General features: G+C 67.8%; 16 protein-coding genes. 10 read left to right on the top strand and 6 right to left on the bottom strand.

The window, feature by feature from the left end; translation table 11 throughout:
- Nucleotides 1-137 precede the first annotated feature (137 nt).
- Nucleotides 138-2,258: a M13 family metallopeptidase gene (locus FNZ56_RS08010; RefSeq protein WP_143879334.1), complete on the bottom strand. Its 2,121-nt coding sequence runs from the start codon at nt 2,256-2,258 to the stop codon at nt 138-140.
- A gap of 95 nt (nt 2,259-2,353) precedes the next feature.
- A complete protein-coding gene (locus tag FNZ56_RS08005; protein ID WP_143879333.1) occupies nt 2,354-2,599 on the bottom strand; it encodes a DUF3297 family protein in 246 nt (81 codons plus the stop codon).
- Between the two features lie 118 nt (nt 2,600-2,717).
- Here FNZ56_RS08005 and FNZ56_RS08000 point away from each other — a divergent pair, with 118 nt between their 5' ends.
- A complete protein-coding gene (locus FNZ56_RS08000) occupies nt 2,718-3,908 on the top strand; it encodes an EAL domain-containing protein (protein ID WP_185970694.1) in 1,191 nt (396 codons plus the stop codon).
- Between the two features lie 4 nt (nt 3,909-3,912).
- Here FNZ56_RS08000 and FNZ56_RS07995 read toward each other — a convergent pair whose 3' ends face one another.
- On the bottom strand, nt 3,913-4,239 hold the full coding sequence (locus FNZ56_RS07995) for a hypothetical protein (RefSeq protein ID WP_143879331.1): 327 nt from the start codon (nt 4,237-4,239) through the stop codon (nt 3,913-3,915).
- 182 nt (nt 4,240-4,421) lie between these two features.
- Between FNZ56_RS07995 and FNZ56_RS07990 the strand changes: the two genes are divergently transcribed.
- Genes FNZ56_RS07990 through FNZ56_RS07975 form a run of 4 tightly spaced genes read left to right on the top strand, consistent with a single transcriptional unit; the run spans nt 4,422 to nt 7,254 of the window.
- Nucleotides 4,422-5,000 (top strand): RNA polymerase sigma factor, encoded by a 579-nt coding sequence (locus FNZ56_RS07990; protein WP_143879330.1) that lies wholly within the window; start codon nt 4,422-4,424, stop codon nt 4,998-5,000.
- Nucleotides 4,997-5,446 (top strand): hypothetical protein, encoded by a 450-nt coding sequence (locus tag FNZ56_RS07985; protein WP_143879329.1) that lies wholly within the window; start codon nt 4,997-4,999, stop codon nt 5,444-5,446. Before FNZ56_RS07990 ends, FNZ56_RS07985 begins: the two co-directional genes overlap by 4 nt.
- Before the next feature lie 30 nt (nt 5,447-5,476).
- On the top strand, nt 5,477-6,550 hold the full coding sequence (locus FNZ56_RS07980; protein ID WP_143879328.1) for a class I SAM-dependent methyltransferase: 1,074 nt from the start codon (nt 5,477-5,479) through the stop codon (nt 6,548-6,550).
- Nucleotides 6,547-7,254: a pseudouridine synthase gene (locus FNZ56_RS07975; RefSeq protein WP_143879327.1), complete on the top strand. Its 708-nt coding sequence runs from the start codon at nt 6,547-6,549 to the stop codon at nt 7,252-7,254. The genes FNZ56_RS07980 and FNZ56_RS07975 overlap by 4 nt, the downstream gene beginning before the upstream one ends.
- Before the next feature lie 5 nt (nt 7,255-7,259).
- Here the strand turns inward: FNZ56_RS07975 and FNZ56_RS07970 are convergent, their stop codons facing one another.
- Nucleotides 7,260-8,354: an OmpA family protein gene (locus FNZ56_RS07970; protein WP_143879326.1), complete on the bottom strand. Its 1,095-nt coding sequence runs from the start codon at nt 8,352-8,354 to the stop codon at nt 7,260-7,262.
- Nucleotides 8,355-8,431: 77 nt separating this feature from the next.
- Entirely contained in the window at nt 8,432-9,004 is a 573-nt protein-coding gene (locus tag FNZ56_RS07965; RefSeq protein ID WP_143879325.1) for a DUF1415 domain-containing protein, read from the bottom strand.
- A gap of 94 nt (nt 9,005-9,098) precedes the next feature.
- Between FNZ56_RS07965 and FNZ56_RS07960 the strand changes: the two genes are divergently transcribed.
- Entirely contained in the window at nt 9,099-10,175 is a 1,077-nt protein-coding gene (locus FNZ56_RS07960; protein ID WP_143879324.1) for an MBL fold metallo-hydrolase, read from the top strand.
- On the opposite strand, the gene FNZ56_RS07955 is transcribed toward FNZ56_RS07960, so the two are convergent.
- On the bottom strand, nt 10,136-10,618 hold the full coding sequence (locus tag FNZ56_RS07955) for a YajQ family cyclic di-GMP-binding protein (RefSeq protein WP_143879323.1): 483 nt from the start codon (nt 10,616-10,618) through the stop codon (nt 10,136-10,138). The two genes, FNZ56_RS07960 and FNZ56_RS07955, sit on opposite strands and share 40 nt — an antisense overlap.
- Before the next feature lie 242 nt (nt 10,619-10,860).
- On the opposite strand from FNZ56_RS07955, the gene FNZ56_RS07950 reads away from it, so the two are divergent.
- The 4 genes from FNZ56_RS07950 to FNZ56_RS07930 all read left to right on the top strand — a co-directional run bounded on the left by FNZ56_RS07950 (nt 10,861) and on the right by FNZ56_RS07930 (nt 14,835).
- Nucleotides 10,861-11,298 carry a hypothetical protein gene (locus FNZ56_RS07950; protein ID WP_143879322.1) on the top strand — a complete coding sequence of 146 codons (438 nt, stop codon included), beginning with the start codon at nt 10,861-10,863 and terminating at the stop codon, nt 11,296-11,298.
- Between the two features lie 144 nt (nt 11,299-11,442).
- The gene (locus FNZ56_RS07945; protein WP_143880310.1) at nt 11,443-12,294 is read left to right on the top strand and encodes a DMT family transporter; all 852 of its coding nucleotides are present in this window, start codon (nt 11,443-11,445) and stop codon (nt 12,292-12,294) included.
- An 84-nt stretch (nt 12,295-12,378) separates the two neighbouring features.
- Nucleotides 12,379-13,227, top strand: a complete 849-nt coding sequence (locus tag FNZ56_RS07940; RefSeq protein ID WP_143879321.1) for a hypothetical protein — start codon at nt 12,379-12,381, stop codon at nt 13,225-13,227.
- A 174-nt stretch (nt 13,228-13,401) separates the two neighbouring features.
- The gene (locus FNZ56_RS07930; protein WP_143879319.1) at nt 13,402-14,835 is read left to right on the top strand and encodes a dihydrolipoyllysine-residue acetyltransferase; all 1,434 of its coding nucleotides are present in this window, start codon (nt 13,402-13,404) and stop codon (nt 14,833-14,835) included.
- Nucleotides 14,836-14,848: the final 13 nt, after the last annotated feature.

Genomic DNA, 14,848 nt, shown 5'->3' with positions numbered 1-14,848 from the left:
TAACATTCTCGCCGGCCAAGCACCTTGCAGCGCACCACGCCGTCGAGCGGTTGCGGGCACCGCGCTCCGGGATCGCGGCTGGCGGGACGAAAAACGCCGGCTTTCGCCGGCGTTTTCGTTGCTGCATCGAATGCGGGTTACCAGATCTTCACGCGCTTGCCCGGCGCGAGGTACAGCTTGGTGCCGTCCTTCACGTCGAACGCCGGATACCACGCGTCGATGTTGCGCACGGTCAGCGCGCGGTACATGCCCGGCGCGTGCACGTCGGTGAGCACGCGGTTGCGCAGCGCGGCTTCGCGGAACTTGGTGCGCCACACCTGGGCGAAGCCGAGGAAGAAGCGCTGGTCCGGGGTGAATCCGTCGAGTGTCGCCGGCGTCGTGCCGTTCCACGAGGCATGGTAGGCGTCGTACGAGGTCGCGAGGCCGGCGACGTCGGCGATGTCCTCGCCCAGCGTCAGCTTGCCGTTGACGTGCAGGTCGGGGAACGGCGCGTAGGTATCGAACTGCGCGGCGAGCGCGGCGCCGGCGGCCTCGAACTTCGCGAAATCCTCCTTCGTCCACCAGTTGCGCAGCTTGCCGTCGGCATCGAACAGCGCGCCGCTGTTGTCGAAGCTGTGGCTGACCTCGTGGCCGATCACCGAACCGATGCCGCCGTAGTTCACCGCGTCGTCGGCGTTGGGATCGAAGAACGGAGGCTGCAGGATCGCGGCGGGGAACAGCAGGCGGTTCTCCAGCGGGAGGTTCACCGCGTTCACCGTCTGCGGCAGCATGCACCACTCGTCGTGGCCGACCGGCTTGCCGAGCTTGGCGAGGTTGCGCTGGTATTCGAATTCGCCCGCGCGTTCGGCATTGCCGAGCGCGTCGTCGCGCTTCACTTCCAGCGCGGAATAATCGCGCCACGCGTCCGGATAACCGACGCCGACCTTGAGCCCGGCGAGCTTGGCCTTGGCCTGCGCCTTGGTTTCCGGCGACATCCATGCGACCGCGTCGATGCGCTTGCCGAACGCGGCGAGGATGTTCTTCACCATCGCCTCGGCGCGCGCCTTGGTCTCCGGCGAGAAATGCTGGTCGGCGTACAGCTTGCCGATCGCCTCGCCCAGCGCGCCGCTGGTGTCGTCGATCGCGCGCTTCCAGCGTTCGGACTGCTGCGGCGTGCCGTTGAGCACGTGGCCGTGGAAATCGAAGCTTTCATCGGCGAAGGCCTTCGGCAAATACGGCGAGGCCCGATCGAGCGCGTGGTAGGCGAGGTAGTCCTTCCACGCGTCCAGCGGCTGCGATTTCACCAGCGCGGAAATGCCGGCGACCGCCTTCGGTTGCCAGACGATGAAATCCTGCTGCTGGCCGAGGCCGGCGGCGTCGAAATACGCGGCCCAGTCCAGGCCCGGCGCCTTCGCGTCGAAGTCGGCGCGCTTCCACGCATTCGCGCCCTTGGCGACGTCGTTGGTTTCTTCCTGGGTCGCGTGCACCTTCGCGATCGCGGTTTCCAGCGCGAGGATGCGCGCGGCCTTGGCATCGGATTCGGCGATGCCGGCGAGGTCCAGCACCTTCGCGACGTGCGCCTGGTAGGCCTTGCGCAGCTCGGCCATGCGCCCGCCGTCGAGGTAGAAGCTGCGGTCGGGCATGCCGAGGCCGCCCTGCACGAGGTAGGGTGCGGTGCGCGTTGGTTCGTTGATGTCCTGCGACACCCACAGGCCGAACAGGCGGTCGGTGTAGTAATTCGTCGCGTTGAGCAAGTCGACGTCGGCGCGCAACTGGCCGCCGAGCGTCTTCGCCAGCGCATCCGCATCGGCGATGCCGGCGATGGCATCGAGTTCGGGCTTCACCGGCGCGAGGCCCCTGGCCTCGATCCCGGCTTCGTCCATGAACGCGGTGTAGTAGTCGCCGATCTTCTTTTCGTCGCCGCTGGCGTTCGCGTCCTTCGCCGCGTTTTCGACGATGTCGCGCGTGTCCTTCTGCGCCTGCTGCGCGAGCACTGCGAAAGCGCCGATGCTGGAACGGTCGGCGGGAATCTCCGTGGTTTTCATCCAGCCGCCGTTGGCGTAGTCGTAGAACTCGTCGCCGGGCGCGACCGACTTGTCCATGCCGGCGGTGTCGAAACCGAAGCTGCCGAGCGCGGCCTTCGCCGTAGCCCCGGCCTGCGCCGCCGGTTTCGAAGCATCGCCGGAAGGCGCGGATGCGCGTTCGCAGGCACCCAGCCCCGCGGCGAGCGCGGCGGACACGGCGAAGGCGAGCAGGGAACGATGCGGAATCGACGGCATGGGCGGCTCTCGGCAGGGGAAAGCCCGAGCGTAGAACGCCCATGCGGACGGCGCAAAGGCCGCCAGTCACGCTACCCGGCGGATCGAAGCGCGGTTCAGGTGCGGAACCAGGCCTCGACGGTGCCGCGGATCTTCATCGTCATCGGCTGGCCGCGGCGGTCGAGCGCGCGCCCGGCCTGGACCCGGATCCAGCCCTCGCTGACGCAGTATTCCTCGACGTTGTGGCGTTCCTGGCCGTTGAAGCGGATGCCGATGCCGCGTTCGAGCAGGGCTTCGTCGTGGTACTTGCTGCGCGGGTCGTTGCTGAGGCGGTCGGGCGGGGTGTCGTTGGGCGTGTCCATGGCCGATGCGGTGTCGAAAACCGCGATAGCCTAGCGCGCGGCGGCACGGATGTCCGCGATTGCCGGTTTCCGCCCCGCTTTTCGTAAGCACATGGACGAAATGCTTCGGGGGAAGCGCATGGCCACCATCCGCCGCTCGCTGTTCGCGGGAGAAGTGCTGTACCGGCAGGGCGATCCCGCCGATTGCGCGTGGCTGATCGAAAGCGGGCAGGTCGTTCTGTCTTCCAGCGATGGCCAACGCCGGCACGAGCACGGCAGCTTCGGTCCCGGCGAAATGCTTGACGAACTGTCCATGCTCGACCATGGCGCGCGCACCGCCACCGCCACCGCGGCCAGCGACGCGGTGCTGCTCGCGATCGAGGACGAGGCCTTGCGCGAACGCATCGAGTCCTGCGACCCGATCGTGCGCGCCATGGTCGAGGGGCTCGCGCGACGCATGCGCCGGATCCAGTCCGGTGGCGAAGGCGCGTCCGCGCACGCGGTCGAAGGCCTGCCCGGCGAGGACCACGAACAGCGCACCGGCATCGACAAGCTGCGCCGCGACGCGCAACTGCGGCAGGCGCTGGACGAAGGCGGCATCGAGGTGCGCTACCAGCCGATCTACGACATCCCCGCCGCGCGCGTGGCCGGCTACGAAGCGCTGGTGCGCTGGGAACTGCCGGGCAACGGCATGGTCTCCCCGGCCGAGTTCATCAAGCTCGCCGAGGAAACCTCGCTCATCGTGCCGGTCGGCGAATACGTGCTCGACCGCGTGGTCGCGCTGCTGTCGCAGTTGCGCGACCTCGGCCACGATCCGTTGCCGGACATCGCGGTGAACCTATCCGCGCGGCAGTTGGTGGAACCGGGCATGGCGCGGCAGATCGTCGATCGGGTCGAACGCGCCGGCCTGCCGCGAGGCGCGCTCAAGCTCGAGGTCACCGAAAGCCGCATGCTCGACTACGAACCGGTCGCGGCGGTGATGCGGCATTGCCGCGAACACGGCATCCGCTTCGCGCTCGACGACTTCGGCACCGGCTATTCCAACCTCACCCACCTGCACAAGCTCGACTTCGAGTACGTGAAGATGGACCAGGCCTTCGCCCGCCACATGTTCGATTCGCCCAAGGCGATGGCGATCGTCGAGGCCATCGTCGCGATGGCGCACGGCATCGGCGCCGATGTCATCTGCGAAGGCGTGGAAACGCAGGCGCAATTGCAGCGCCTGCGCGAACTCGAGGTGCGCTACGCCCAGGGCTACCTCATCGGCAAGGCGGCGCCGGCGAGCGAGGTGCTGTCGGGCGAGGCCGCGCGCGGCCCCGCCGACGCGTGATGCATCAACCCAGCTTGCGCGCCAGCAGGTAATAGGCGAGGTTGCCGAGGCCGGTGGCGCCGACCAGCACCGCGATCACGCCCGGGTTGATTTCGGTCCAGCCCGAGGCCTGCACCAGGCCGAAGCCGACCGCAAGCAGGGTCAGGGTCACGCCCCAGCGCAGCGAACCGTGGCGGCGGCGCGCTTCCTCGCCCTCCAGCATCGAACGGACCAGGTCCTGGGAGCCGTTGGAATCGACCATCTTGCGGCGCACGCCGGCATCGACCACGGCCTTGATGGTGTAGGCGATGGCAAGGAACAGGCTGATCGGGATCAGGATTTCGAAGTTCATGGCGGGGTCCGGTCGAGCCGCGGAATGCGGCGTTCGAGGCATTGGATACGGCCGGTTCCATGCCGGTTGCACAAAGTTGCCCCTCTCCCGCCGCGCTGCGCGCGGCACCCTCTCGCTCGGCGGGGAGAGGGAATGAAGCCGAGGGTTGCAACCGATCCCGCCCGGGGCGTATCCCATGTGCCATGGAAGACGGCCGCACGCCCGAGGATCGCGCCCTGGTGACCGCCGTGCTGGGTGGTGAGCCCGGCGCGTTCGAATGCCTCGTGCGCGAGTACCAGGGCCTGTGCTGGCACATCGTGCAACGCATGGTTCGCCATCCGGAAGACGCGCGCGAGCTGTGCCAGGAGGCGTTCCTGCGCGTGCACCAGTGCCTGCACCAGTACCGCCACGACGCGCCGCTGAAGGCGTGGATCGGACAGGTCGCGTATTCGGTCGCGAAGCGCCACCTCGAGCGCAAGCGCATCCCGGTCGCCGAAGACGCGGACGAGGAAGGCACGCCGCTGCACGAACGCGTCGCCGACGAATTCGATCTCGAAGCCGCGGTCGTGGACGACGACATCGCGCGCCGCCTGCACGCGGCGATCGCGCGCCTGCCCCCGCTGCAACGCACCATCCTCACCCTGTACCACCTCGACGAATTGCCGCTGGCGCAGATTTCGCGCATCACCGGGCTCGCCGAGGGCACGCTCAAGAGCCACCTGTTCCGCAGCCGCAAGCGCCTGCAGGAATGGCTGGCGCCCGGCATGGGAGTCGCCGCATGAACAAGCCCAACGACCAATTCGACGAACGCGAATGGCGCCTGCAGGAACGCGCGCTGCGCGAGGAGCGCCTGCACGCCGACGATGCCGGCGATCCGGATGTTGCTGCGTACCGGCGCATCGTGCGTGCGTTGCGCGAGCCGTTGCCGGATGCGCTGCCGGCGGATTTCGCCAAGGCCGTCGCCGCGCAGGCCGCGCGCTTGCCCGCGCGCGGGGAGAGCGCGCTCGAACGCTGGCTGGTGCGAGGTTTGATCGCTGCGTTCGCGGTATCGGCCTTGTACTTCGTCGCCAACGATGGCGGCGCATGGCTGCACGCCAGCCTGTCGTTGTTGCCTGCCGCGGATGCGAGTGCGTTGCGCAGCTGGGGCCTGGCGCTCGGCGCCTGCGTGGCGATGACCTGGGCCTTCGGTCGCCTGCGCGTCGACAACGGCGGCCACGCGCTGCGCTGAAGCCGCGCCGCGCGCGGCTACACTGCGCGCATGTCCTCCACGCGCGATCCTGCATTCGACGCCCTGCTGCATCCGTTCGCCGATGGCGCATTGCGCTGGCCGGCCGAGGGTGCGCTGTTTTTGCGTGCACGCGAGGGTGCGGCGCTGCATGCGGTCGGGGCGCGCGCCTTTGCCGCGACCCAGCCGTTCAAACCGGAAGCGGAGAGACTCGAACGCATCGGCGTCGAACTGCTGGACGAAGATTCCCTGCCGGAACGCGCGTTCCCGCTGGTGCTGGTGTTGCCGCCGCGCCAGCGCGAGGAAGCGCGCGCGCTGCTGGCGAAAGCCTGCGCGGCCTGTGCACCGGGCGGGATCGTGATTGCCGCGGTCGCGAACGACGAGGGCGCGAAATCGCGCGAAGCGGACCTGAAGCAGCTCGCCGGCGCGCTGTCGGTGCAGAGCAAGCACCATTGCCGCACGTTCTGGACACGGCCCGATGCGTCGTTTGACGCAGGCCTGCTCGCGCAGTGGTTGAAGGCGGATGCGCCGCGCCGCGTGGCCAGCGAGGACGTGCCGGGCGGCGGCTTCCTCAGTCGCCCCGGCGTATTCGCCTGGGATCGCGTCGATGCCGCATCGCAATTGCTGGCCGCGCATTTTCCGGGCGACCCCGGGTCAAGCCCGGGGCAGGTTCTGCACGGCCGCGTCGCCGATTTCGGCGCGGGCTGGGGTTATCTCGCATTGCAAGTGTTGGCGCGCTGTCCGCGCATCGCTTCGCTCGACCTGTACGAGGCCGATGCGCGCGCGCTGGCGCTGGCCGACGAAAACCTCGCCGGCGCAAGCGTCCCCGTGCATTGCCATTGGCATGACGTGGAACGCGGCGTTACCGAACGCTTCGATGCGATCGTTTGCAACCCGCCGTTCCATGCGCTCGGCCGCGGCGAACGCCCCGACATCGGCCGCGCCTTCATCGCCTCGGCTGCTAACGCGCTCAAACCCGGCGGGGTGCTGTGGCTGGTTGCGAACCGGCACCTGCCCTACGAAGATGCGCTCGCGGATGGCTTCGCATCGGCGCGGATCGTCGCGCAGCAAGCAGGATTCAAGATCGTGCATGCGGTGAAGTCGTGAAGCTGGTCAAGCACCTCGCCAACCTCGGCTACGGCAGTCGCAAGGAGGTCGCGTGGATGTTCCGCGAGGGCCGCGTCACCGATGCGGATGGCGAAGTGCTGTACGCCGACGACGTCGTTCCGTTTGATGCGATCCGCGTCGATGGCGAAGTGCTGGATCCTCCGCAAGGCTTGTTGCTGATGCTGCACAAACCGGTCGGCGTCACCTGTTCGACGAAAGATCCCGGTCGCGTGGTCTACGACCTGCTGCCGCCGCGTTTCCGCCTGCGAAATCCGGCCTTGTCCACGGTCGGGCGACTGGATCGCGACACCTCCGGCCTGTTGCTGCTCACCGACGATGGACAGCTGTTGCACCGGATCATCGCGCCGAAATCGAAACTGCCCAAGGTCTATCGCGCAACGCTGGCGGAAGACCTGCGCGGCGACGAGGCCGCGCTGTTCGCCAGCGGCACGTTGATGCTGGATGGCGAGAAGACGCCGCTGTTGCCGGCGGAACTCGAAACCACCGACGCGCGCAATGCACGGCTGACCTTGCACGAAGGCCGCTACCACCAGGTGCGACGCATGTTCGCCGCGGTCGGCAACCGCGTCGTGGCGCTGCATCGCGAGCAGATCGGCGGACTCGAACTCGGCAATTTGCCGGAAGGCGAGCGGCGAATCCTCGATGAAACGGGACGGCAGGCGCTGTTCGCGCCCGCCGCCTGAGGCGATCAGTCGACCTTCACCAGCTCGACCCGGCGGTTCTGTGCGCGCCCGGATTCGGTGCCGTTGTCGGCGACCGGCTTGTCCTGGCCGAAACCCTTCGACGTCAGTCGCGACGCGTCGACGCCGAGCGCGACCAGCGCATCGCGCACGCTGGCCGCACGCGCGGCCGAAAGCTCCTGGTTGTGCGCCGCGGTGCCGGTGTTGTCGGTGTGGCCCTCGATCGATAGCTTCAGCGCCGGATCCGCGCCGAGCAACTTGTCGATTTCCGCGACCACGGGCTTCGCGTCGGGCCGCAGCGTGGCCTTGTCGACGTCGAAGTTGATGTGGAGGGCGACGTGGCCGTCCTTGTCGATCGCCTTCTTCATCGCGCCCGCATCGAGGAAGCCGAGCTTGCTCTCCATGGCCTTGCGCTGCAGCACCACGATCGCGCCGTGCAGCGGGATCGCGCCGGTGCTGACCAGTACCCAGTATTCCTGCCCGCCCTGGCGGATCAGGTAGGTGTTGTTTTCGCAGTCCACCCCGGCGCAGGTGCCGTGGAAATGCGCATCGACCGCGTCGCGCCCGCCGAAGGCGTTGTTCACCTCGTCGGTGAATTGCACGGCGCTGACCTTCATCCCGCCGAGGTCGGTGATGGCGTTTTCGTAGTTGCGCTGGAATTCGAGCGCCGAGTACGGGCGGTCCGGGTTGTCGAGCGGGAACAGGTCGCGGAACACCTTGCCTTCGAGCGCGACGACCTTGCCGCCCGCGATCATGTGCTCGCGGTCGAAGCTGGAATTGCGCGTCTTCTCGTCCTGCACGCTGGCCAGTCCGTCCGGAGCCTTGAAGAACGGGAACGGCGGCAGCGTGGCGGTGCTCTCGGGCACGCTGGCCGGATCGAAGTCCGCGCTGGCGTCGGTCGCGCCGGCATCGCCGGAGGTGGCGGTCGAGGCGGGGGTCGGGATCGAGATCGTTGCGGGAGTGGGGATGGTCGCGGGCGTGGCCGGCGTCGCCATCGCGGCGCTTGCAGCGGCGTCCGCGCCGGTCGCGGCGGGCTTGCATCCGACGAGGGCCAGCGAGGCCAGCAGCGCGGACAGCAGGATTCGTGCGTCGGAACGTGCCATGTCGGATTTCCTCCCAGCGGACAAGAAGCCAAACGCGACGTGCGCGCGATTCCGGACAAGGAATGTCCGGCCCGTGTTCAGGCGTCGTCGTCGACAAGCAGCTTGCGGAATCCTTCCGCACCGAGTTCGCGCATCGTCGCCACGTTGCGTTCGATGATCGCGTCCGGTTCGGGATACGCGGCGACCGCGCGATCCACGCTGTCCTCGCGCAGCAGGTGCAGGATCGGCCATGGCGCGCGGTTGGTCAGGTTTTCCGCGTCGTCCGCTTCGGTGCCGGCGAACTGGTAATGCGGATGGAAGCTGGCAACCTGCAGCACGCCATCGAGTTCCATCGTCTCGACCAGCGCATCGGCATCGTCGAGGAAATCGTTGTAGTCGAGGAAATCCTGCAAGACCTGCGGATGCACCAGCAGGGTCGTGTCGATGTCCTCCGCCGGCGTGTCGCGCAGCATCGCCATCTCCTCGCCCAGCTGTTCCAGCAGGGCGCGTTCGGTGGTCGCATCGCTGACCACGATCCGCACCTGCTGCTTGGCATACACCGCCTTCGCGAACGGGCACAGGTTGAGCCCGATCACCGCGCGTTCCAGCCAGCGGCGGACGTCGCGTTCGACGCGATCGGGATCGAATGGCTCTGCGTTAGCGGTTTGCATGATCTGGCGGAACCCTCGCGCGGTGACTTCCGACTATTGCAGGTCCATGGCCGGACGCGCAGCGTAGCCGACATCGCGACGGCGCGGGGATCGCATGAAACCGAAGGCATTGGCATCGCTGGCGCTGGGCTTGTTGGCCGCTTGTGCAACGGCGCCGCGGTGGGTCGCGCCCGCGGGAATGCAGTCGCTGAACCGGCACATGGTGTTGTTGCCGGGAACCTACGATCCGGAGCAGGGCGACGGGCAACCGGACGGCAACAGCGTGATGATCCGCGCGCCGGAAGGATTGATCGTGTTCGATACCGGGCGCCACGAGCAGGCCTTCGCCGGGCGGATCATCGACGCTGCGGAGGGATGGCATCTTCCGGTGGTGGCGATCGTCAACAGCCACTGGCACCTCGACCACGTCAGCGGCAACGTGCCGCTGCGCGAGAAATATCCGCAGTCCAAGGTTTATGCGAGCACCGCGATCGAGGACGCGATGCAGCACTTCCTCGCCGATTCGCGCAAGGCCGCGGCCGCACGGCTGGCCACGTTGCCGGCGGACAGCCCCGAAGCCGGCTACCTGCGCGCCGGCATCGCGCGCATCGATGCCGGGCCGAAACTGTTCCCGACCGATCCGGTGCTGTCGTCCGGATCCTTGCGCATCGCGGGCATGCAGTTCCGGGTCGGGCTGGAAAAGAACGCGGTGAGCGGCGGCGACGTCTGGTTGCTCGATCCTTCCACGCGCACCTTGGTCTCCGGCGATCTCGTCAACTTCCCCGCGCCGTTCTTCGACACCGCATGTCCGCACGGCTGGAGCGAAGCGCTGGGGCGACTGGATGCGCAGGCGTTCGACACCCTGGTGCCCGGGCATGGCGCGCCGATGACGCATGCGCAGTTCGCGACGTATCGCCATGCGTTCGACCAACTGCTGGCTTGCGCCACGGGCAATGCGACCGTCGCCGAATGCGCCGCCGGCTGGGAACGCGACCTCGGGCCGTTGCTGCCCGCGGATCAACGCAAGCTCAGCCGCTTGTTGCTCGACTACTACTTCCAGAGCGTGTTGCGGGCCGAACCGGCGAAGCGCGACAAATACTGTCGCGCCGGCGGAGGGATCAATCCCCGCCGACGAGCGCTTGCACGAGTCGATCAGTCACGAAAGTTGTCGAACTGCAGCGGCAGTTCGTAGTCCTTGCCGCGCAACAGCGCCATCGTCGCCTGCAGGTCGTCGCGCTTCTTGCCGGTCACGCGCAGCTTGTCGCCGTTGACCTGCGCCTCGACCTTGAGCCTGGCGTCCTTGATCGCGCCTTGCAGCTTCTTCGCCAGTTCGCGTTCGATGCCCTGCTTCACGGCGATCTTCTGCCGTGCGCCGGCCAGGTTGGTCTCGACGGCGCCGAAATCCAGGCAGCGTGCGTCGATCTTCCGCGCGACCAGGCGCGCGCGCAGGATGTCGCTCATCTGCTGCAACTGGAAGTCGCTGGGCGCGGACTGGGTGATGAGCTTGTCGTCCAGCACGAACCTGGCCTCCACGCCCTTGAAATCGAAGCGGGTGGACAGCTCGCGGTTGGCCTGGTCCACGGCGTTGGCGAGTTCGTGGGCATCCACTTCGGAAACGATGTCGAAAGAAGGCATGGCGGCGACGCTGGTAACGGGCGCGCAGGTTACCGCATGGAACGTGCCGCGCGGGACCACGGGTTCATCGCCCCTGCGAAACGCGACGAATGCCGCCGCGCCGGGTGAAGGCCCGCGGCGTGTCCGTTTTCACGCGTCGCTCAACTCGCCGACGGCGCGCTGAAGAAAAAGGGCGCGTGTTTCCCCGCGTTCAGATGCGTTGCGGAGACTGTGGCGCGTGTTCCGGAGAACACGGAGGCCCCATGAAAACCCTGATTGCTGCATCTGCTTTCGCCATCGCCATGTTCATCGCGCCGAACGCCCATGCGGGCGCCGACATCGATTGCAAGCTGGACTACCAGCTCACCAGCTGGTCGCTGGTCTACAAGCACGCCGCCGGCACGGGCGTGGTCCGCTGCGACAACGGACAGACATTGCCGGTGCGGATTACCGCGCAAGGCCTGGGCCTGACCGCGGGCAAGTGGAAGATCGACAACGGCAAGGGCCGTTTCACCGATGTCCACAACATCCGCGAGGTCTACGGCAACTATGCGCACGCCAGCGCCAGCGCGGGCATGGTCAAGTCCGCGGAAACGCAATTGCTGTCCAAGGGCAACGTGTCGCTGGCCCTGGCCGGCGGCGGCGAGGGCATCAACCTCGGCGTGGAAGTGGGTGCGTTCCACATCAAGCCCGTCCGTTGATGCGACGCGCGTGATCGAGCGGCGGCCTTCGGGTCGCCGCTTTCTTGAAGGACGCGCGGGATGGCGATGGCTTCGGATAGCATCCCGTCGATGGACGCGCAACAGCTTTCCGCCCACGACCGCCGTCGCCGCAGCATCCTCGTGATGCTGGTCGCGGTCGCATTGTTCGCGCTGATGGACGCGGGGCTGAAGACGCTGTCCGAACGCTACCCGCCGTTCCAGGTCGCGACCTTGCGCGGCGCGACGTCGTTGCCGCTGGTGCTGGCGTGGTCGTTGGCCACGGTGGGATGGAAACCGCTGCTGCGCGTGCGCTGGCCGCTGCACCTGCTGCGCGGTGCGATCGGCATCATGATGATGGCCAGCTTCGTGTACGCACTGAAGCGCATGCCGCTGTCGACCGCGTACACGATCTTCTTCGTCGCCCCGCTACTGATTACCGCGATGTCCGTGCCGTTCCTGGGCGAACGCGTCGGCCCGCGGCGCTGGGCCGCGATTGCGATCGGCCTGCTCGGCGTGCTGGTGGTGCTGCGCCCCAGCGGCGAAGGCATGGCCAGTTTCGCCGGGCTCGCGGTACTGCTTGCGGCGTTCGGCTACGCGGTATCGGCGATCACCGTGCGCGTGCTCGCGCGCAGCGATTCCAACCAGGCGATGGTGGTGTGGCTGCTCGCGCTGATGGCGCTCGGTTCCGGCGCGCTGGCGTGGCGGGACTGGCAACCGATCCGCCACGACGACCTGTGGCTGATCGCGGGTATCGGCGTGGTCGGCGCGCTCGGGCAATACGCGATCACGCTGGCGTTCCGCCAAGGCGAGGCTTCGCTGCTGGCGCCTCTGGAGTACACCGCACTGGTCTGGGGCGTGCTGCTGGACGCGACGATCTGGGGCGTGCTGCCGGATACGGCCACGTGGATCGGCGCGGCGATCATCGTCGCCAGCGGCCTGTACCTCATCCGTCGCGAAGGCGGGCGCGTGCCGGCGGAGCCGATCGCGCCGCCCTGATCCGCGTTCGCGGCATGTCCGCTTTGCGTCCATCGCTGCGTAAGCAGGAAGGCGCGCTTCCGCGCAATCGATGGAGATACACGAATGAAATTGCCCTCGACGCGTTCGGTCGCGGTGCTCGCGTCCGCGGCGCTGCTGGCGACGTTGATCGCGCATGCCGCGCGAATGGATACCAGGGGCATGGCGGCGGAACACGCATCCGCCGACTTGCTGCCGAGCGCGAAGGCCGTGCGCGTCGCGGCGCCTCCCGCGATCCGCGACCGTGCCGGGAACATCGCCGCCGCACCCTCGCAAGGCGACGTCGGCGACGTCGATTCCTTCGGCCGTTCGCTCGTCTGGCTCGGCGTGACCCAGGGCAACCTCGACCTGTCGTCGAGCTGCCCACCCGACGACGGCGACCCGACCACGAATTGCGTGGCGTTGAACGCGGCGCCGGGCCCGACCACCTTCGACCTCGACGGCATCGCCCACGTGACCTTGCCGGGCAAGGCGGCGAACTCGCTGCTCTGCTACTGGTTCTCGCCGATCCTGAGTGTCGATTACCTGAACCCGACCGCGGCCAGCGATGTCGGCCTGCTCGCGTACTCGCCCACGCTCACCGTCGAAAGCGAGGTACTGGACGATCCGGCGCTGATCGACCCGACCACCGGTGCGCCGTTCGACGGCAAGCTGGTCACCGCGATGACCGCGTCCGAGCATTTCGAAGTGCCGCTTGCGCCGGGGCAACAGCAGTTCGAACGCTCCCGCGATTCGGCCGTGTGCATCGCCGGCCTGCTCAGCAAAAGCGCGCTGGTCGGTACCTACGGCCTGACCGACGCGCAGGCGAAGCAGGTGTTCAAGAAGCCGATCACCATCAGCCTCAACGTCAGCGGCAGCGTGCGCCTGGTCGACGAAGCCAGCCTGATGTTCGGATTGCGCGTCGTCGGCGACTGAAGTTCGCCCAGCGTTCGAAGCCGAAGCCGAAGCCGGGCCCGGTACCCGGCTCAGGCTTGCCGGGGGTGGCGTTTCGACGAATCCGGCTTTTTGTCCGGGCAATTCCCCGGCGGTTGGCGCATTGTCCGACTCTGTGGCCACAATACGGGCCAGATCCCTGCGTTGGAGCCCGGCATGGCCGCACCCATGGAAGCCCGCGTCCCCGACATCGGCGGCTACGACGACGTGCCGGTGATCGAGGTCCTGGTCAAGCCCGGGGACGTGGTCACCAAGGACCAGGGACTGGTCACGCTGGAGTCGGACAAGGCGACGATGGAAGTGCCGGCACCGTTCGCGGGCACGATCAAGGAAGTGAAGGTCAAGCTCGGCGACGCGCTGTCCGAAGGCAGCCTGGTCGCGCTGATCGAACCGGCCGGCGATGCCGCCGCCGCGCCGCGCGCCGAACCCGAAGCGCCGAAGAAGGGGCAAGCTGTAAAAGAGCAGCCGGCATCGGAAACCGGTGCGCAGGTGCAGCCGGTGGACGTCCCTGCGCAGCCCGATCGCCTCACGGAGGAATCGATCATCGAGGTCGAAGGCGGCGCGCCCGTACCCGCGCAGGCGCCGGTCGCCGGCGACCCGGCCGATCCCGCGAGCCGTCCGCCATTGCGCTTCGAAGCCGACGCCGTCCTGCCCGGCAAGGTGCCGTACGCGAGTCCGGCGGTGCGCTTGTTCGCGCGCGAACTCGGCGTCGACCTCGCGCAAGTGACTGGCACCCAGCGCGGCGGCCGCATCGGCAAGGAAGACGTGCAGAGGTTCGTCAAGGCCGCGCTGTCAGGCGGTACTGTGGGAGGGGCTTCAGCCCCGACGGCATCGGGTAGCGGACTCAACCTGATCCCGTGGCCGAAGGTCGACTTCGCCAAGTTCGGCGAGATCGAAGCCAAGCCGCTGTCGCGCATCCAGAAGATTTCCGGCGCCAACCTCGCGCGCAACTGGGCGATGATCCCGCACGTCACCCAGCACGACGACGCGGACATCACCGAGCTCGAGGCGTTGCGCGTCGCGCTCAACGAGGAAAACGCCAAGGCGATCGCGGCGGGCAAGGCGGGCAAGCTCACGATGCTCGCGTTCCTGATCAAGGCCAGCGTCGCCGCGCTGAAGAAGTATCCGAACTTCAACGCTTCGCTCGATGGCGACAACCTCGTCCTCAAGCGCTACTACAACATCGGCTTCGCCGCCGACACGCCGAACGGCCTGGTCGTGCCGGTGCTGCGCGATGCGGACAAGAAGGGCGTGATGCAGATCGCGCAGGAAATGGGCGAACTCGCCGCGCTCGCGCGCGAGGGCAAGCTGAAACCGGAGCAGATGCAGGGCGGCTGCTTCACCATCAGCTCGCTCGGCGGCATCGGCGGCACCGCGTTCACGCCGATCATCAATGCGCCGGAAGTGGCGATCCTCGGCGTCTCCAAGTCCGACATGAAGCCGGTGTGGAATGGCGAGAAGTTCAAGCCGCGCCTGGTCCTGCCGCTGTCGCTGAGCTACGACCACCGCGTGATCGACGGCGCCGCCGCCGCGCGCTTCACCGCATACCTCGCGCAGCTGCTCGGCGACCTGCGCCGGGCGATGCTCTAAGGGAGCAAGGCGC

It is taken from the genome of Lysobacter lycopersici (genome assembly GCF_007556775.1).
Lineage (GTDB): Bacteria > Pseudomonadota > Gammaproteobacteria > Xanthomonadales > Xanthomonadaceae > Pseudoluteimonas > Pseudoluteimonas lycopersici.
The sequence above is the reverse complement of the archived record's forward strand: the minus strand, read 5'-3'. Positions and strand labels throughout refer to the sequence as shown.